Raw genomic sequence first — 17511 nt, 5'->3', positions numbered from 1 at the left:
TTTAATCTGCGAATCTGCGGTAAAATTTAATTACTTCCTAATCACTTTTACCTGAGCATCATTTGTCAATTTTATAATTGTAGAAGGTTTTCCTGCAATTTTTTCGTGTGCCAAATTTACAACATAGTCCACACCTTTTATAATTTCGGGACTAATTTCTTTAAATGATTTTGGAGTAGGTTGTCCCGATATATTGGCCGAGGTAGAAACTAATGGCTTTTTCATGCGCTCCATTAATTTGAAACAAAAAGGCTCTTTAACTAATCGAATTCCTAAGGTTTTGTCAGGTGCAATTAAATTAGGCGCTACATTTCTTGGATTGTCAAGTACTAATGTCGTTGGATTTTCTGATAAATCTAAAATTTGCCAAGCTACTTCTGGAATTTCCTTAAAGACATTGTACATCATTTTTTCTCCATTCATGAGGCAAATCATACTTTGGGTTTCGGCTCTTTTTTTGAGTTGGTATATTTTCGCCACCGCTTCTGGGTTAGTGGCGTCACAGCCAATTCCCCAAACCGTATCAGTAGGATAAAGAATGATTCCGCCATTTTTTATGACTTCAAAAGCATTTAAAATTTCTTGATTGATGTCCATCATAATTTTAGTTTAGTTGATACGATAGCATAATACCCCCTCTATAAGGGAGCCATTCACCACTTTTATTATATTTTACGGCACTCTCGTATCGTTCGTTTGTACCAATGTAATATCCTTTGTAAAAGCCTTGGTGCGAGCCACCTCCTAAAAAACAGTCTAAATGTATTTTTTGATTAATTTTTGCTTTATAGCCCAATGTTATTCCCATAACATAACCTAATCCTTCTTCGTATTTGTTAGTGTTTAAATAATTCCATTTTTGGAAATTGAAAATGGTTGCTCCTAGATGTGCTCCTATGTAAAATCCATTATTTTTTTCTTTAAAATGGTAGCGGTATTCTGGTATAAAAAGATAAAATTCTCTAGGATTGCCTTTAACTGATTTCCAAAATGAGGCTGTAATATCAAATTGAAATGTAGATTGCTTACCAATACTTGTTTCGATACCTACATTTGGAATCGTCAATAATGTAGTAAATACATTTCCTTTTAAAAAGGTCTGGGCATTTGAATGGATACAACTAGAAAAGATTAGGATAACGAAAAATTTTTTCATGAAGTGGGGGGTGATTTGATTACGTTACTTAATTGATTTTAGGTGATTTTTTTTAGTAAGCTTAGAGCGAAACCAAAAAATGATATTATTGTTGTATTCAACAACGTTCTTCATTAACCTAGACTTTGATTTGTATTTGTCAGCAACAAAATGTACTGGGAGGTATTTTATTTTCAACTGATTGTGATATACATAAACATTAAGTAGTCTTTCAGACATAAAACCTAATACTCTTTCTTGATAAGGATTGTTAGAAATTTCAATTCGCTCCTCTACTTTTTCTAAAATTGAAAATAACCAATTGGAATAGTTGTCAATCAGGTCTTTTTTGGCAATGAACATATTAAAAGGAGAAAAAGAATTGTTTTCAAACATTATTTTTTGAAAACTTGCTTCGTATTCAGGGTATAACTCAACAACGGTTTGTGCCAAAATATCAAAATCTTGTGGTAAATGCGATAAGGAATAATGACTGTATAACGATCTTGTTTTAACTAGTTGATTTGGCAAAATAATATCATAGCCTTCCAAAAGACTTTCTTTATAACAGTAATTTTGAAAATTATTTGAAAAGTAATTCTCCGTTATTTCTGTTATTTCGTTTGCGGTTTTATTTCCAGAAAAGTCAAAAAATCGTCTGTAATGGCAAAGGCCCAAAGTATTTATGTCATATAAATTTTTCCACGCCCAATACAATGCTGTAAGTTCGCAATAGTTTTTGTTCTTTGAACTTATATTTATTCCAGAATTGTCCGATTGGTAAGGTAGATTTATTGTACTGATTTCTTTTCCAACATGAATAGGTAAGAAAGAGTTGTCAGGAATATAATTGAATTCTCTGTGTGTACAAATTAGAATTTTGGTACTCATAATAGTGTAATTTATATAGAATCTTTGCTTTTTTTCAAGGCAGACGCTATTATTTGATGCATATCATAATATTTGTATTCAGCTAATCGTCCACCAAAAATGACATTGTTGTCTTTTTCAGATAAGCTTTTATACTGATTATAGATTGCGTTATTCTTATCATCATTGACAGGATAATAGGATTCTTTTCCTAAACTCCATTCGTCAGGATATTCATACGTTATTACGGTTTTCTTTTGAGTGCCAAATTCAAAGTGTTTATGCTCAATGATTCGTGTAAAAGGAATTTTATTTTCAGTGTAATTGACTACTGCATTTCCTTGAAAATTACTTTGATCCAAAGTTTTGGTTTCAAATTTCAAACTGCGATATTCTAAGCTGCCAAATTGGTTATTATAATATTCATCAATTTTTCCAGTAAATACTATTTTGTCTGCTAATAGGGTCAGTTCTTCACGTTGGGCAAAAAAGTCCACATTAAGTCGAACTTCAATTCCGTCTAATAATCCATCAATTAATTTGTTATAACCCCCAATCGGTATTCCTTGGTATTTGTCATTAAAATAATTATTGTCGTAAGTAAATCGAACAGGTAATCGTTTGATAATAAAAGCAGGTAATTCAGTTGCTTTTCTACCCCATTGTTTTTCGGTGTATCCTTTGATTAGCTTTTCATAAATATCCATACCCACAAGCGATATAGCTTGTTCTTCAAGATTTTTAGGATTGGTAATTCCAGATGCTTTAACCTGTTCTTCAATTTTGTTTTTTGCCTCTTCAGGAGTTCTAACACCCCACAATTGGTAGAAAGTATTCATGTTAAAAGGCAAGTTGTATACTTCATTTTTATAGAAAGCAACAGGAGAGTTAGTGTATCTATTAAATTCAACAAATTGGTTCACATAATCCCAAATTTCTTTATCATTAGTATGAAATATATGGGCGCCATATTTATGTATATTTATGCCTTCAGTCTGTTCGCAATATACATTACCGCCTTTATGGTTTCTTTTATCAATGACTAAACACTTCTTTCCTTTTTTCTGAGCTTCGTGAGCAAAAACAGCTCCAAAGAGTCCAGAGCCAACTATTAAATAATCGTATTGTGACATTATTTGTGAATTTACCTAATGAGTAATTTTTATTTTTTTAAATAATCCATCGCACGAGGACTAGTCCAAGTATTGTTTTTTAGACTATTACAATAGTAATGAATTAAATGGCTTAGAATTAAAACATTTACTTTCAATTTTGGTACAAAAAAGAAAATAGTTCCTATAATGGCTAGAACTGTTTTTTCTATTAGGGTAGAGGTAATTAAAAGCAATTGAATGATAAAATTTTTAAAGCCATTAGTATGTTCATTAAAATAAACATGTTGCGAAATTAAAACTTCAGTCTTAGTCAAAGCTTTTGTTTTTATATTGATTCTAGAAGCTCCGCCGTGTTTATGAATGATAAAAGTACTTCGTATCAAGGCTATTTTACCTCCCAACTTATTTACCTTTTTGCAAAGATCAACATCTTCAAAGTAAAGCCAATATTTTTCAGTCCACCCATTTGCTTTTTCAAACCACGTTCTGCTCATAAAAATCACAGCCCCTGTTGCCCAGTCAGGGAAAATAGTTTGTTGTTTGGGGTTATAATTTATAGCAATAGTTCGTTTGTTTATCCATTTGTACCATGCTCTGAATGGCCCGAATAGAGTGGTAAGGCTTGGAAAGAAACGTATTTCATTGTATTTTTTGTCAGACTCATTGATTTGAGTACAACATACGATTCCTATGTTTGTATTAGTTCTAGCAGTGTGCCACAGTTCGTAAATAGCATCCTCCGTAATAATGGTATCAGGATTTAAAAAGAATAAATAATTTCCTTTTGCAGCTGATGCTCCTACATTACATCCATTAGCAAAACCGTTATTGCCTGAATTCTCTATAAAAAAAATGGAAGGAAAGAGTACTCTAAAATCCTCAATCCTTCCATCATTGGATTGATTGTCTATTACAATTGTTTCTATTGTAAATCGATTACTATGTATAGAAACGATAGACTGAAGACATTCTTTAAGGTCGTTCCAGCTTTTATAGTTTACAATGACAATTGAGATATCAACCATTTGATTTTTTTATTATACAGCTACGTCGTATTCTCTCAACGCATTGTTCAATGACGTTTTCAAATCAGTAGAAGGTTTGCGAGTACCAATGATTAAAGCACAAGGCACTTGAAATTCACCAGCTGCGAATTTTTTAGTATAACTTCCTGGAATTACTACAGAACGAGCAGGTACAAATCCTTTCATTTCTCTAGGTTCGTCACCAGTTACATCGATGATTTTTGTTGATGCAGTTAAACATACATTGGCTCCAAGAACCGCTTCTTTACCTACATGAACTCCTTCTACTACGATACAACGAGAACCAATAAAAGCACCATCTTCAATAATTACTGGAGCAGCTTGTAAAGGTTCTAAAACACCACCAATCCCAACACCACCACTTAAGTGAACGTCTTTACCAATTTGAGCACAACTTCCTACTGTCGCCCAAGTATCAACCATAGTTCCTTCATCAACATAAGCACCAATATTAACATAACTTGGCATCATGATAACGCCACTAGAAATGTATGAACCATAACGAGCAGAAGCTCCTGGTACCACACGTACTCCTTTTTCAGCATAGTTTCTTTTCAATTCCATTTTGTCATGGTACTCAAAAATTCCAGCTTCCCAAGTTTCCATTTTTTGGATAGGGAAATACATTACTACGGCTTTTTTTACCCATTCGTTTACTTGCCATTCGTCGCCTTTTGGTTCAGCAACACGTAATTTTCCAGCATCTAATAATGCAATAACTTCTCTAATAGCATTGGTTGTAGCCGTTTCTTGTAATAAAGCTCTGTTTTCCCAAGCTTGTTCTATTGTTGTTTGTAATGAATTCATGGTGTAGTTTGTATTAATTTTTGACAAAGATAGTTTTTTTGTGCAATTGTCAAAAGAGGAACTCTAGGATACATTGTTATCAATTAACTGAATTAATTCATCATAACAGGAAAGGATTTATGGTGAATTTTAAGTAAATTTACACTCTTCAATTTAAGAGATAAATTAATGCCAAGAATACTCGCTATAGATTACGGACAAAAACGCACCGGAATTGCAGTTACTGATGAGCTGCAAATCATTGCTTCTGGATTAACAACGATTCCTTCGGCAACGGCCATTGATTTTTTGAAAGACTATTTCCAAAAAGAAAAAGTAGAAGCAGTACTTATCGGCGAACCCAAACAAATGAATGGTCAGCCTTCTGAAAGTGCTTCAATTATTAAAGGTTTTGTGACTCATTTTACCAATCATTTCCCTGATATGAAAGTAATTCGAGTAGATGAACGGTTTACTTCTAAAATGGCATTTCAATCTATGATTGATAGTGGTCTGAGTAAAAAGAAACGTCAAGATAAAGGTTTGATTGACGAAATTTCAGCAACGATTATGCTGCAAGATTATTTGACCAGAAAAATGTAGTAGTTCTGTGTTTTTTGACTGGTTAATAATCCGTTTGTTTTCTTACGTTTAGATTTGATTTTGTTATAAATTTATAATGATTTTTGCAATTTTAAGGAGTATATTTGCACCTTAAAATTTTGAACCATGTCCGATACTACAATTCGAACCAATCCTGATGTAATCCTTATAGGTGCTGGAATTATGAGTGCCACGCTGGGAGTGATTCTCAAAGAATTACAGCCTAACATGACTATTGAAATATACGAAAGATTAGATAATGCCGCTTGCGAAAGTTCTGATGCTTGGAACAATGCCGGGACGGGACATTCTGCTTTTTGTGAATTGAATTATACTCCTGAGGCAGCAGATGGGACTATCAGTCCTAAAAAAGCTATTAGTATTGCAGAGTCTTTTGAGGTTTCAAGACAATTTTGGTCGTATTTAGTACAACAAAATAAAGTGGTTTCTCCTGATAAATTTATTAAAAGTGTACCGCATTTAAGTTTTGTTTGGGGAGATAAAAATGTAGCCTATTTAAAGAAGAGATTTGAAGTATTACAATCGAATCCATTATTTAAAGAGATGGATTTCAGTACTGAATTTTCAACATTACAAGAATGGATGCCTTTAGTAATGGAAGGAAGAGAACTTTCAGAACCGATGGCAGCTACTAAAATGGATATTGGAACCGATGTTAATTTTGGAGAGTTAACAAGAAGTATGTTCAATTATTTACAAACACTTGATGGTGTGAGTATGCATTTCAACAATGAAGTTAGAAAATTGAAACAACGAAAAGATGGCTCTTGGAGAATAAAAGTGAGTGACTTGACTACAGGACAGAAAAGAAGAGTATATCCAAAATTTATTTTTATTGGTGCTGGAGGCGGTTCTTTGCCGTTGTTAGAAAATGCCAATATTCCAGAAGGAAAAGGATATGGTGGTTTTCCTGTAAGTGGGCAATGGCTAAAATGTACTAATCCAGAAGTGATTGCGAAACACGAAGCTAAAGTATACGGTAAAGCTAGTGTTGGTGCTCCACCTATGTCGGTACCTCATATTGATTCCCGAATGATTAACGGAGAAAAGCAATTGCTTTTTGGACCTTTTGCAGGATTTTCTACACGTTTCCTTAAAAATGGTTCGTACTCTGATTTACCATTGTCAATTAAACCAGACAATATTATTCCGATGGTAATCGCTGGAATCAAAAATATTCCATTGACTAAATATTTGATTGAGCAAGTGCGTCAGAAACCAAAAGATAGAATGAATGCGTTACGAGAATATGTGCCTAATGCGAGGTCAAAAGACTGGAAGTTAGAGCGTGCAGGTCAGCGTGTCCAAGTCATTAAAAAAGACGAAAAAGAAGGTGGGGTTTTGGAATTTGGAACCGAAGTAATAACTACTAATGACGGAACTTTGTCAGTTTTGTTAGGGGCTTCTCCAGGAGCTTCTACTGCGGTAACCGTAATGTTAGATGTAGTGCAAAAATGTTTCAAGGACCAAATGAAAACTACAGAATGGCAGTCTAAATTAAAAGTGATGATTCCTTCGTATGGACAAGCGTTGAATACTAATGCAGACTTGTTAGCTGAAGTTAGAAAAAACACTGCTGAAACATTGAAATTGAACTAAAACAGTTTCATGACTCCTAATGAGCTAATAGTAAAAGGTATTGGGGATTAGACATTAATGTATATCGTAATTCAAATATCTTTTACTACTTTTGCACTCTAAACAAGAGAAAAATTGCCTTCATAAGGTAAATTGCTACTTAATATAAAACTATGATTTTACCAATTATAGGTTATGGTGATCCTGTTTTAAGAAAGGTTGGAGAGGCAATTACGCCTGATTATCCTAACTTAAAGGAAACTATTTCCAATATGTACGATACGATGTACAATGCTTACGGAGTTGGATTAGCAGCGCCACAAGTAGGTTTGCCTATACGTTTGTTTGTTATTGATACAACCCCTTTTAGTGATGATGAGGATATGTCTGAAGCCGATCAAAAAAAAATGAACGGATTCAAACGTACTTTTATTAATGCTAAAATTGTAAAAGAAGAAGGCGAGGAATGGAGCTTCAACGAAGGCTGTTTGAGTATTCCTGATGTGCGTGAAGATGTCTATCGAAAACCAACCGTAACAATTGAATATTGCGAAGAAGATTTTGTAATGAAAACCGAAGTTTTTGATGGTTTAATTGCAAGAGTAATTCAGCACGAATACGATCATATAGAAGGGATTTTATTTACAGATAAAATTTCGTCTTTGAAAAAACGTTTGATTCAGAAAAAATTAAAAAACATTATTGAAGGAAAAACATTTCAAGAGTATAGAATGAAGTTCTTTGGTAAAAAAGGAAGATAATTAAATAAAAACAGATACAATGAATATCGAAAAAATATTAGCTATTTCTGGGAAACCAGGTTTATACGAATTAAAAATCCAAACCCGTACAGGTTTTGTAGCCGAGTCATTATTAGATGGTAAAAAAATCACAGTAAATTTAAAAGCAAACGTAAGTTTGTTATCTGAAATTTCGATTTATACGTATGAAGCTGAGAAACCATTGGCTGAAATATTGAATACTATTGCCAAAAAAGAAAAAAATGGACCTGCTATTTCTCATAAAGAAGATGCAGCTACTTTAGCCGCTTACTTTAAAGAAATCTTACCTGATTATGATGAAGAAAGAGTATACGGTTCTGATATCAAAAAAGTATTGAATTGGTACAATTTGTTGCAATCAAAAGGTTTAGTTACTGATGAAGCGCCAAAAGCGTCAAGTAAAGAAGAATCCGTTACAGAAGAAAAACCTAAAAAAGCAAAAGCTACAAAAGCGTAATTGTTAATTGGAAAGTTATTTAAATCCTGCTGAGATGTATTTCTTAGCAGGATTTTTTTATTTTTACCAAAACCAATTTTTACAATGAATTCAAGAGAATCAAAACTTCAGGCATTCGATAGACTATTGACCATCATGGACGAATTGCGTGATCAATGTCCTTGGGACAAAAAGCAAACATTACAAAGTTTACGTCACCTAACTATTGAGGAAACCTATGAGTTGGGCGATGCGATTTTAGAAAATGATTTGGAAGAAGTCAAAAAAGAATTAGGCGACTTGTTATTACACATTGTTTTTTATGCGAAAATTGGAAGCGAAACCCAAGATTTTGATATGGCGGATGTATGTAATGCCATTTGCGAAAAGCTGATTCATCGTCATCCTCATATTTATGGTGATGTGGAAGTGAAAGATGAAGAAGAAGTCAAACAAAATTGGGAAAAACTCAAGCTAAAAGAAGGAAAAAAATCAGTTTTAGAAGGAGTGCCAAAAGGCCTGCCTGCTTTGGTAAAAGCCAGCCGAATTCAAGATAAGGTAAAAGGTGTTGGTTTTGATTGGGAAGAACCACATCAGGTTTGGGACAAAGTGCAAGAGGAATTACAAGAATTGCAAGTTGAGGTAGCTGCTGGAAACCAAGATAATATGGAAGCTGAATTTGGAGACGTGTTATTCTCAATGATTAATTATGCCCGATTCTTAAACATCAATCCCGAAGATGCTTTAGAACGAACGAATAAAAAATTCATCAGTAGATTTCAGTACTTGGAAAGCAAAGCAGCAGAACTTGGAAAGCCATTGATGGATATGACGTTGGCTGAAATGGATGTTTTTTGGAACGAGGCGAAGAAAATGTAGGAGCTACTCTGCCATTTTTTTTAATTTGCCAATTTCTTTTAGGGTGATTTTTTTACCAGATAATTCAATCAAACCTAGTTTATTGAAATCAGAAAGTAAACGAATACAACTTTCGGTAGCGGTACCAATCATGCTGGCGAGTTCTTCTCTTGATAATTGTACTTTTAGACTGTCATCTTCATTTTTACCGAAGGTATCGGCTAAATAAAGTAAGGTTTCGGCGAGGCGTTCTTTTACTGTTTTTTGAGCCATATTCACGGCATGGTCATCTGCTTCTTTTAAGTCGCCACAAATTGTTTTCATGACATTCATAGAAAACTGATTGTTTTTGTCAAAAAATCCCATGATTTCAGATCTTGGGATAAAACAAACTTCCATGTCTTCTAAGGCAACAGCACTTAAATTGACAGGTTCGTCACTAATGATGGAACGTTGTCCTAGTAATTCTCCTTTTTTGATGAGTTTAACAATATGATCTTTGCCATTGGCGCTCAATTTAGAGAGCTTACAAACTCCGTCTTTGATGCAGTAAATACCATTAATTGTTTCTCCTTCTTCAAAAATGACATCACCTTTTTTAATGGTATATGCTTCTTTGCATTCAGAAAGTTTTACTAACTCTTCTTTGTTTAAAGCCTTCAAAGAGCTGAATTCTCTAACGATACATTGTTCACATTTACTCATAGTACAAAAGTAGGGACTTTATTGAGCACAAATTTAATGATTATTATGACAAATGTCATATTTTTAATGCTAACAATTAGTGACTTTTGTTGCAGGTAAAATGAGCAAAGAGTATGGATACAAAAAACTGTTTCCATTGCGGTTTGGATATTGTAGAAACGGAAGAAATTATTTTTGATGACAAATTATTTTGTTGCACAGGTTGTAAGACCGTGTACGAAATTTTTAGTCTCAATGATATGACCTGTTATTATGATTTTGAAAAATCGCCTGGAGCAACTCCGCAAGATATTAATGGTAAATATGATTTCTTAGATAATGAAAGTATTGTGTCAAAACTGTTGGAATTCGAAGAGAATGCAACTGCTATTGTTTCACTTAACATTCCTCATATACATTGTAGCTCGTGTATTTGGATTTTGGAAAATTTACAACGTCTTCAAAAGGGAATAAGTACTTCTCAAGTTAATTTTCCTCAAAAAACAGTCCGTATTACCTACAAACCAGAAGAAGTTTCACTGAAAGAAATTGTCTATTTGTTGAGCGGTATTGGCTACGAACCTTATATAAGTTTAGAAAACTATGTGGCTGGCTCCAATAATGTTGACAGAAGTTTAACCTATAAATTAGGAGTCGCTTTCTTTTGTTTTGGCAATATCATGCTACTTTCATTTCCAGAATATTTTGAGGTAAAAGAATATTGGCTCGACCAATACCGTGGATTTTTCCGTTGGTTAATTTTTGCATTATCATTACCGAGTTTTTTATACTCGGCAAGTGGTTATTATGTGTCAGCCTATAAAAGTATCAAATCCAAAATGCTCAACATTGACATTCCAATCGCTTTGGGAATCATCGTCATGTTTGTGCGCAGTACCGTAGATATTGTAATGGATTATGGTTCTGGCTTTTTTGATAGCTTGACTGGATTAGTTTTTTTTATGCTTTTAGGTAAAATGTTCCAAATTAAAACCTATAGTTTTTTGAGTTTTGAGCGTGATTTTAAATCGTATTTTCCAATTGCAATTACCCGAATTCAAGGAAATCTAGAAGAAAGTGTACCAGTTTACGATATTCAAAAAGGCGATAGATTACTCATTCGCAATCAAGAATTAATTCCTGTAGATGGTATTTTAATCTCTGAAACAGCCGAAATTGATTATAGTTTTGTAACAGGAGAAGCTATCCCGATTACTAAAAAGTCAGGTGACAAAGTATTTGCAGGAGGAAAGCAAATAGGAAAAATGATTGAAATGGAGGTGTTGTACTCCGTCTCTCAAAGTTATTTGACACAGTTATGGAGTAATGATGTGTTTCAAAAAAATGTAGAGCAAAAACATAAAACCATTACCGATCAAATTTCACGTTATTTCACCCCAATTTTGCTTTTAATTGCTTTTGGAGGTTTTGGCTATTGGATTTTAAAAGATGCCAATACCGCTTTTAATGTATTTACGGCAGTATTAATAGTAGCTTGCCCTTGCGCCTTGGCATTAACTGCCCCATTTACTTTTGGAAATATTTTGCGAATACTAGGTAAGAAGAAATTCTATCTTAAAAATGCTTTAGTTATTGAACAATTAGCGAAAGTAGATACTATTGTTTTTGATAAAACAGGAACTATTACGACCAACAAAAAATCAAATATTTCCTATCAAGGTAAGTTACTTTCAGAAAGCGAAATTGTTTTAGTCAAAAATGTACTGCGCGCTTCTAATCATCCACTAAGTAGGATGTTGTATGACTTTTTGCCTGAAACTAAAATTCTTAAAGTGAGTGCTTTTGACGAAATTACTGGAAAAGGAATTCAAGCTCAAATAGATAAAACGATTATACAGTTAGGGTCAGCTTCTTTTGTGGGTTCGATAGAAGAAAATGAGGTTCAACAAACTTCAGTTCATATTAAAATCAACGGAAATTATTTAGGGAAATATGTTTTCAATAATCAATATCGCGAAGGTCTGGCAGCGCTCTTTACTAATTTGAGTCAGCAGTATCAATTGAAAATACTTTCAGGAGATAATGAAGGGGAACGAGATGCGTTGGAACAATTATTACCTAAAGGAACCGAATTAATTTTTAATCAAAAACCAGAACAGAAGTTAGAATTCATTAAAAATTTGCAAGAAAAAGGACAGAATGTAATGATGGTTGGGGATGGGTTAAATGATGCAGGTGCTTTGGCACAAAGCAATGTAGGGATTTCCATTTCGGAGAATGTGAATGTTTTCTCTCCAGCTTGTGATGCAATTTTGGATGCAAGTGTGTTTCAGCAACTTCATTCGTTTTTGAAACTTTCTAAAAAAGCGATTACAACTATTAAAATGAGTTTTACATTGTCATTATTATATAATGTGGTTGGACTCTCATTTGCGGTTACGGGTAATTTGCTGCCACTTGTTGCGGCTATCATTATGCCTTTGAGTACCATTACGATAGTGAGTTTTGTGACCTTAATGAGTAACTATTATTCTAAAAGAGTAGAAAGAAAATAAAAGGTTTTTGTATTCTTTTTTTGATTAATTTTAATCGAATTAGCCTTAGTATGATAAATGTCATATTTTTTGAGAATCACTAAAACTAACTTTGTTAACATAATTTTAAGGTATGAGTGTCATTTATTTATTAATCTCTATTAGTATCATAGTTGCAGTTGGATTTTTCATTGCTTTTATCAGAGCCGTAAAAACGGGGCAATACGATGATGATTATACACCGTCTGTCAGAATGCTTTTTGACGATGAACTCAAAATAAAACCAAATAAATCAGTACAAACAATAGAAGAAAAACAAATTTAATTATGGAAATGCAACAATTTTATTACGACAACAAAATTGTAAAGAAATTCCTTTATGCCACCATTGTTTTTGGTGTGGTAGGAATGTTAGTTGGACTTATTCTGGCTTTTATGTTTCTTTTTCCAAACATTACCGACGGAATTTCGTGGTTGAGTTTTGGTAGATTGAGACCTTTACATACTAATGCAGTTATTTTTGCCTTTGTGGGTAATGCCATGTTTGCCGGGGTGTATTATTCACTTCAACGATTATTAAAGGCAAGAATGTTTAGTGACTTCTTGAGTAATCTTAACTTTTGGGGTTGGCAATTGATAATTGTTGCAGCAGCCGTTTCTTTACCATTGGGATTTAGTACTTCAAAAGAATACGCTGAATTAGAATGGCCAATCGATATTGCGATTGCTTTAATTTGGGTTGTCTTTGGTATTAATATGATTGGAACCATCATAAAAAGAAGAGAGCGTCACTTGTACGTTGCGATTTGGTTTTACTTGGCTACATTTGTTACCGTAGCGGTATTGCATATCTTCAATAGTTTAGAGTTACCTATTTCTGCTTTAAAAAGTTATTCTGTATATGCAGGAGTTCAAGATGCTTTAGTGCAATGGTGGTACGGGCATAATGCGGTAGCGTTCTTTTTGACTACACCATTTTTAGGATTGATGTATTACTTTGTTCCAAAAGCGGCTAATCGTCCTGTATATTCTTATAGACTTTCTATTGTTCACTTTTGGTCTTTAATCTTTATTTATATCTGGGCTGGCCCACACCATTTATTATACTCTGCGTTACCAACTTGGGCGCAAAATTTAGGGGTAGTTTTCTCAGTAATGTTGATTGCTCCATCTTGGGGAGGTATGATTAATGGTTTGTTAACCTTAAGAGGAGTTTGGGACAAAGTACGAGTAGAACCTGTATTGAAATTTTTCGTAGTAGCTATCACAGGTTATGGTATGGCTACTTTTGAAGGACCAATGTTGTCTCTTAAAAATGTAAACGCTATTGCACATTATACGGATTGGATTATTGCTCACGTACACGTTGGTGCTTTAGCTTGGAATGGATTTATGGCGTTTGGAATGATTTATTGGTTGATACCGCGAATGACTAAAACTCCTTTGTATTCTACTAAATTAGCTAATTTCCACTTTTGGATTGGGACTTTAGGAATTATTTTATATGCACTTCCAATGTATGTTGCAGGTTTCTTGCAAGCGTCAATGTGGAAACAATTCAATCCAGACGGAACGTTAACTTACGGTAACTTCTTAGAAACTGTGACTCAATTGATTCCAATGTATTGGATGAGAGCGGTTGGAGGAACGATGTATCTTTCAGGAATGTTAGTGTTGTTATACAACATCATTCAAACGGTAAGAGTAGGTCAATCTATTGAAGATGAATTAGCGGAAGCTCCTGAATTACAACAAATCAGCAGTGGAAGATTAAAAGGAGAGAAATTCCACCCTTGGTTGGAAAGAAAACCAATACAGTTGACCATTTTGGCTACTGTTGCTATTTTAATTGGAGGGATTATTCAAATCGTACCAACGATTATGGTCAAATCGAATATACCAACAATTACGAGTGTTAAACCTTATTCTCCATTGGAATTAGAAGGTCGTGATTTATACATTCGTGAAGGATGTGTGGGATGTCACTCACAATCAGTTAGACCTTTCCGTAGTGAAGTGGAACGTTATGGACCACAATCTAAAGCTGGAGAGTTTGTCTATGATCATCCATTCCTTTGGGGATCAAAACGTACTGGACCAGACTTGTTGAGAGTAGGTGGGAAGTATAATGACAACTGGCATTTCAATCACTTTTGGAATCCACAAAGTATTTCTGCAGGTTCGATTATGCCAGGTTACAAATGGTTATTCGATAATGAGGCTATGGATATTTCTATGACTCAAAAGAAAATGGAAGCGATGAAAACGCTTGGAGTTCCTTATGATGAGCCAGGTCAGGCTCAAATTGTAAATGCTCAAAAAGATTTAAGAGCTCAAGCTATTACAATTGAAGAGAGCTTGAAAAATGATCCTGACTTTGTGAAAAGTTATGAGGAAAGTAAGAAAAAAGCAGCCGCTAAAGGTGAAAAATTTGTTCCAATGAATGAGAGAGAAATTATAGCTCTAATAGCTTATATGCAACGTTTAGGAACAGATATTAAAGTAAAAAAATAATATAGTAAGCTATGTTTGAACAAATAAAACACAATATGGAAACCATCGCGGGAGTTGCGATTTATCCAATACTATCATTGTTAATTTTCTTTTTATTTTTTGTAGGATTAGGACTTTGGGTATTCTCATATAAAAAAGAGAAAATAGACGAGTTAAGTCAGATTCCGTTGAATGAGAATCCATCATTATAATTTTTTAAACTTTTTAAAATGAAAAAATTAATCCCTGTATATGTAAGAGTTCCTCTTATCTTCTTTGCCGTTTTTGGTGCAATGGAGTTTTTTATTGACTCTGGAGACCGACCTGCTTTTGTAAAGTTTCCAATGGTTTCTGTATTCTTATTTGTTTTTCTATTTCTTTTAATTGCAATAGAAATTACAATAAGTGCAATTGATAAAATTACCTATCAACTATTAACAGAGGAGCAAAAATCAAAATTAGAAGCAGCAGCCCAAGTAAGTTTTAAAGATAGCCAATGGTATACTAAAATTGTCAAATCTTTGACGAAGTCAGAACCAATTGAAAATGAAAGCCAACTTTTATTGGACCACGATTATGACGGAATAAAAGAATTAGACAATAATTTACCGCCATGGTGGATTTACTTGTTCTATGCTTGTATTGTATTTTCGGTACTATATTTAGTGCGTTTTGAAATTTTAGGAGCGGATGATCAAGAGACGGAATTGAAAAAAGAATTGGCACAAGCCAAAATCGAAGTAGCTGAATATATGAAAACGGCTCCTGATTTGATGGATGAAAAAACAGTTACTCTTATTTCAGATGCACCTGCATTAGCGGAAGGTAAAACAATTTTTGAAACCAATTGTGCGGCTTGTCATAGAGCTGATGCAGGAGGGCAAATTGGACCTAATTTGACTGATGAGCAGTGGATTTTAGGAGGAGGAATTAAAAACTTATTTCACACCATTACTAATGGTGGTCGTGATGGAAAAGGAATGATTGCTTGGAAAGGTACTTTGAAACCAAAAGAAATTCAAAAAGTGGCGAGTTATATTATTTCTTTAAAAGGAAGTAATCCAAAAGATCCAAAAGCTCCAGAAGGGGAAGTTTGGTTAGAGGAAGCTGCTGCAACATCTGCAAAATAATTACACTAACTAAAAGACCAATTTCGATTTTGAAATTGGTCTTTTAAAATTTCGACCTAATGTCAAATTTATCAGACGAGTCTTTTAGAGATAGTATCGGTACCATAGACGAGGAGGGAAAAAGAAAATTTATTTTTCCTAAAAAGCCATCAGGTAAGTTGTATGAGTACAGAAAATTAGTTAGTTATTTTTTGTTAGCGATACTGATTGCCAATCCATTTATTAAAATCAATGGGAACCAATTCATGATGTTTAATGTCTTGGAACGTCGATTCAATATTTTTGGGTTTCCATTTTGGCCTCAGGATTTTTATTTATTCGTGATGTTCATGATTGTTGGGGTCGTTTTTGTCATTCTTTTTACGGTAATTTTTGGACGAATATTCTGTGGCTGGATTTGCCCCCAAACTATTTTTTTAGAAATGGTTTTTCGTCGAATCGAATTTTGGATAGAAGGAGATCGAGGGGCGCAGATTCGTTTGAGTAAACAAGAATGGAACACTGAAAAAATAAGAAAAAAAGGAATCAAATGGTTTTTGTTTTTGGTCATCTCTTTTTTCATAGCCAATGTCTTTTTAGCCTATTTAATCAGTAGTGATGAACTCTTTAAAATGATTGAAGAGGGACCCGAAAGTCATTTTAGTACCTTAATCGCGTTGTTCATTTTTACTGGAGTTTTCTATTTTGTTTTCGTTTGGTTCAGAGAGCAGGTGTGTATTATTGCGTGTCCTTATGGAAGATTGCAAGGTGTCCTTTTGGACAACAAATCCATTAACGTAGCGTACGATTTTGTTCGTGGCGAAAAAGAAGCAGGAAGGGCTAAATTCAATAAAAATGAAGATCGTGCTACAGCTGGAAAAGGAGATTGTATTGATTGCCACCAATGTGTGCACGTTTGTCCAACGGGAATCGATATTCGAAACGGAACGCAATTAGAATGTGTGAACTGTACGGCATGTATTGATGAGTGTGATACTATTATGGAAAGCGTTGGTTTACCCAAAGGATTAATTCGGTATGCCTCAGAAGACGAAATTGAGAAAAAATCTAAGTTTCAATTCACGGCAAGGATGAAAGGATATTCTGCTGTGTTGATTATTTTGGTAGGTGTTTTGACTGGTTTGTTGTTTTTAAGAACCGATGTAGAAGCATCTATTTTACGATTGCCAGGTCAATTGTACCAACATAAAGGTGAAAATATTAGTAATATCTATACCTTTAAAATCATTAATAAGACCAATGAAGAATTTAAGGATATTCACTTTAAATTGGTTGGAATTAAAGGAACTTTGAAGGTAGTAGGAAAACAAGATTTTAAAGTGCCAAAACAAGGTATGAACAGTGGAACTTTATTTGTTGAAATTAATCAGTATCTCTTAGAAACAGATAAAACCAAGTTAGAAATTGAGGTGTATAACGGAAATAAAAAAATTGAAACAGCAACGACTAATTTTTTAAGTCCGAGAAGTTTTGATTAAT

General features: G+C 33.8%; 18 protein-coding genes. 11 read left to right on the top strand and 7 right to left on the bottom strand.

Annotated elements, in window-relative coordinates:
• Positions 1-30 precede the first annotated feature (30 nt).
• From Q0L65_RS02070 to Q0L65_RS02045, 6 genes are read right to left on the bottom strand one after another with little or no spacing between them, the layout of a single operon-like run.
• Entirely contained in the window at positions 31-597 is a 567-nt protein-coding gene (locus tag Q0L65_RS02070; RefSeq protein WP_296682956.1) for an L-threonylcarbamoyladenylate synthase, read from the bottom strand.
• Between the two features lie 7 nt (positions 598-604).
• Positions 605-1156, bottom strand: coding sequence for a DUF3575 domain-containing protein (locus tag Q0L65_RS02065; RefSeq protein ID WP_296682851.1), 552 nt, complete (start codon positions 1154-1156; stop codon positions 605-607).
• Between the two features lie 24 nt (positions 1157-1180).
• Complete coding sequence (locus tag Q0L65_RS02060) at positions 1181-2026, bottom strand: DUF4422 domain-containing protein (protein WP_296682849.1); 846 nt, start codon at positions 2024-2026, stop codon at positions 1181-1183.
• Between the two features lie 11 nt (positions 2027-2037).
• The gene (gene glf, locus Q0L65_RS02055; RefSeq protein WP_296682846.1) at positions 2038-3138 is read right to left on the bottom strand and encodes a UDP-galactopyranose mutase; all 1101 of its coding nucleotides are present in this window, start codon (positions 3136-3138) and stop codon (positions 2038-2040) included.
• A 29-nt stretch (positions 3139-3167) separates the two neighbouring features.
• Positions 3168-4145: a glycosyltransferase family 2 protein gene (locus Q0L65_RS02050; protein ID WP_296682844.1), complete on the bottom strand. Its 978-nt coding sequence runs from the start codon at positions 4143-4145 to the stop codon at positions 3168-3170.
• A 12-nt stretch (positions 4146-4157) separates the two neighbouring features.
• Complete coding sequence (locus Q0L65_RS02045; RefSeq protein ID WP_296682842.1) at positions 4158-4973, bottom strand: 2,3,4,5-tetrahydropyridine-2,6-dicarboxylate N-succinyltransferase; 816 nt, start codon at positions 4971-4973, stop codon at positions 4158-4160.
• Positions 4974-5141: 168 nt separating this feature from the next.
• Between Q0L65_RS02045 and ruvX the strand changes: the two genes are divergently transcribed.
• From ruvX to mazG, 5 genes are all read left to right on the top strand, one after another.
• Entirely contained in the window at positions 5142-5555 is a 414-nt protein-coding gene (ruvX, locus tag Q0L65_RS02040) for a Holliday junction resolvase RuvX (RefSeq protein WP_296682840.1), read from the top strand.
• Between the two features lie 126 nt (positions 5556-5681).
• Positions 5682-7175 (top strand): malate:quinone oxidoreductase, encoded by a 1494-nt coding sequence (locus tag Q0L65_RS02035; RefSeq protein WP_296682838.1) that lies wholly within the window; start codon positions 5682-5684, stop codon positions 7173-7175.
• Positions 7176-7327: 152 nt separating this feature from the next.
• The gene (def, locus tag Q0L65_RS02030) at positions 7328-7915 is read left to right on the top strand and encodes a peptide deformylase (RefSeq protein ID WP_296682836.1); all 588 of its coding nucleotides are present in this window, start codon (positions 7328-7330) and stop codon (positions 7913-7915) included.
• 19 nt (positions 7916-7934) lie between these two features.
• Complete coding sequence (locus tag Q0L65_RS02025; protein WP_296682833.1) at positions 7935-8393, top strand: DUF5606 domain-containing protein; 459 nt, start codon at positions 7935-7937, stop codon at positions 8391-8393.
• 84 nt (positions 8394-8477) lie between these two features.
• Positions 8478-9251 carry a nucleoside triphosphate pyrophosphohydrolase gene (gene mazG / locus Q0L65_RS02020; RefSeq protein ID WP_296682832.1) on the top strand — a complete coding sequence of 258 codons (774 nt, stop codon included), beginning with the start codon at positions 8478-8480 and terminating at the stop codon, positions 9249-9251.
• Between the two features lie 3 nt (positions 9252-9254).
• Here the strand turns inward: mazG and Q0L65_RS02015 are convergent, their stop codons facing one another.
• Complete coding sequence (locus Q0L65_RS02015; protein WP_296682830.1) at positions 9255-9935, bottom strand: Crp/Fnr family transcriptional regulator; 681 nt, start codon at positions 9933-9935, stop codon at positions 9255-9257.
• A 113-nt stretch (positions 9936-10048) separates the two neighbouring features.
• Between Q0L65_RS02015 and Q0L65_RS02010 the strand changes: the two genes are divergently transcribed.
• The 6 genes from Q0L65_RS02010 to ccoG all read left to right on the top strand — a co-directional run bounded on the left by Q0L65_RS02010 (position 10049) and on the right by ccoG (position 17510).
• Complete coding sequence (locus Q0L65_RS02010; RefSeq protein WP_296682828.1) at positions 10049-12430, top strand: heavy metal translocating P-type ATPase metal-binding domain-containing protein; 2382 nt, start codon at positions 10049-10051, stop codon at positions 12428-12430.
• 112 nt (positions 12431-12542) lie between these two features.
• Positions 12543-12734 (top strand): cbb3-type cytochrome oxidase assembly protein CcoS, encoded by a 192-nt coding sequence (ccoS, locus tag Q0L65_RS02005; protein WP_296682826.1) that lies wholly within the window; start codon positions 12543-12545, stop codon positions 12732-12734.
• A gap of 2 nt (positions 12735-12736) precedes the next feature.
• A complete protein-coding gene (gene ccoN / locus Q0L65_RS02000) occupies positions 12737-14923 on the top strand; it encodes a cytochrome-c oxidase, cbb3-type subunit I (RefSeq protein ID WP_296682824.1) in 2187 nt (728 codons plus the stop codon).
• 11 nt (positions 14924-14934) lie between these two features.
• Positions 14935-15114: a CcoQ/FixQ family Cbb3-type cytochrome c oxidase assembly chaperone gene (locus Q0L65_RS01995; RefSeq protein ID WP_296682822.1), complete on the top strand. Its 180-nt coding sequence runs from the start codon at positions 14935-14937 to the stop codon at positions 15112-15114.
• An 18-nt stretch (positions 15115-15132) separates the two neighbouring features.
• Positions 15133-16032, top strand: a complete 900-nt coding sequence (locus Q0L65_RS01990; RefSeq protein ID WP_296682820.1) for a cbb3-type cytochrome c oxidase N-terminal domain-containing protein — start codon at positions 15133-15135, stop codon at positions 16030-16032.
• A gap of 59 nt (positions 16033-16091) precedes the next feature.
• On the top strand, positions 16092-17510 hold the full coding sequence (gene ccoG, locus Q0L65_RS01985; RefSeq protein WP_296682818.1) for a cytochrome c oxidase accessory protein CcoG: 1419 nt from the start codon (positions 16092-16094) through the stop codon (positions 17508-17510).
• The last annotated feature ends 1 nt before the right edge of the window (position 17511 follow it).

This window comes from Flavobacterium sp., assembly GCF_024642105.1.
GTDB lineage: Bacteria > Bacteroidota > Bacteroidia > Flavobacteriales > Flavobacteriaceae > Flavobacterium.
Note: the sequence above shows the minus strand (reverse complement) of the source record. Positions and strands in the feature narration are given on the sequence as shown.

Coding starts and splice junctions, on each gene's coding strand:
- Q0L65_RS02070 (WP_296682956.1), bottom strand. CDS start 597: ATGGACATCAATCAAGAAATTTTAAATGCTTTTGAAGTCATAAAAAAT.
- Q0L65_RS02065 (WP_296682851.1), bottom strand. CDS start 1,156: ATGAAAAAATTTTTCGTTATCCTAATCTTTTCTAGTTGTATCCATTCA.
- Q0L65_RS02060 (WP_296682849.1), bottom strand. CDS start 2,026: ATGAGTACCAAAATTCTAATTTGTACACACAGAGAATTCAATTATATT.
- glf (WP_296682846.1), bottom strand. CDS start 3,138: ATGTCACAATACGATTATTTAATAGTTGGCTCTGGACTCTTTGGAGCT.
- Q0L65_RS02050 (WP_296682844.1), bottom strand. CDS start 4,145: ATGGTTGATATCTCAATTGTCATTGTAAACTATAAAAGCTGGAACGAC.
- Q0L65_RS02045 (WP_296682842.1), bottom strand. CDS start 4,973: ATGAATTCATTACAAACAACAATAGAACAAGCTTGGGAAAACAGAGCT.
- ruvX (WP_296682840.1), top strand. CDS start 5,142: ATGCCAAGAATACTCGCTATAGATTACGGACAAAAACGCACCGGAATT.
- Q0L65_RS02035 (WP_296682838.1), top strand. CDS start 5,682: ATGTCCGATACTACAATTCGAACCAATCCTGATGTAATCCTTATAGGT.
- def (WP_296682836.1), top strand. CDS start 7,328: ATGATTTTACCAATTATAGGTTATGGTGATCCTGTTTTAAGAAAGGTT.
- Q0L65_RS02025 (WP_296682833.1), top strand. CDS start 7,935: ATGAATATCGAAAAAATATTAGCTATTTCTGGGAAACCAGGTTTATAC.
- mazG (WP_296682832.1), top strand. CDS start 8,478: ATGAATTCAAGAGAATCAAAACTTCAGGCATTCGATAGACTATTGACC.
- Q0L65_RS02015 (WP_296682830.1), bottom strand. CDS start 9,935: ATGAGTAAATGTGAACAATGTATCGTTAGAGAATTCAGCTCTTTGAAG.
- Q0L65_RS02010 (WP_296682828.1), top strand. CDS start 10,049: ATGGATACAAAAAACTGTTTCCATTGCGGTTTGGATATTGTAGAAACG.
- ccoS (WP_296682826.1), top strand. CDS start 12,543: ATGAGTGTCATTTATTTATTAATCTCTATTAGTATCATAGTTGCAGTT.
- ccoN (WP_296682824.1), top strand. CDS start 12,737: ATGGAAATGCAACAATTTTATTACGACAACAAAATTGTAAAGAAATTC.
- Q0L65_RS01995 (WP_296682822.1), top strand. CDS start 14,935: ATGTTTGAACAAATAAAACACAATATGGAAACCATCGCGGGAGTTGCG.
- Q0L65_RS01990 (WP_296682820.1), top strand. CDS start 15,133: ATGAAAAAATTAATCCCTGTATATGTAAGAGTTCCTCTTATCTTCTTT.
- ccoG (WP_296682818.1), top strand. CDS start 16,092: ATGTCAAATTTATCAGACGAGTCTTTTAGAGATAGTATCGGTACCATA.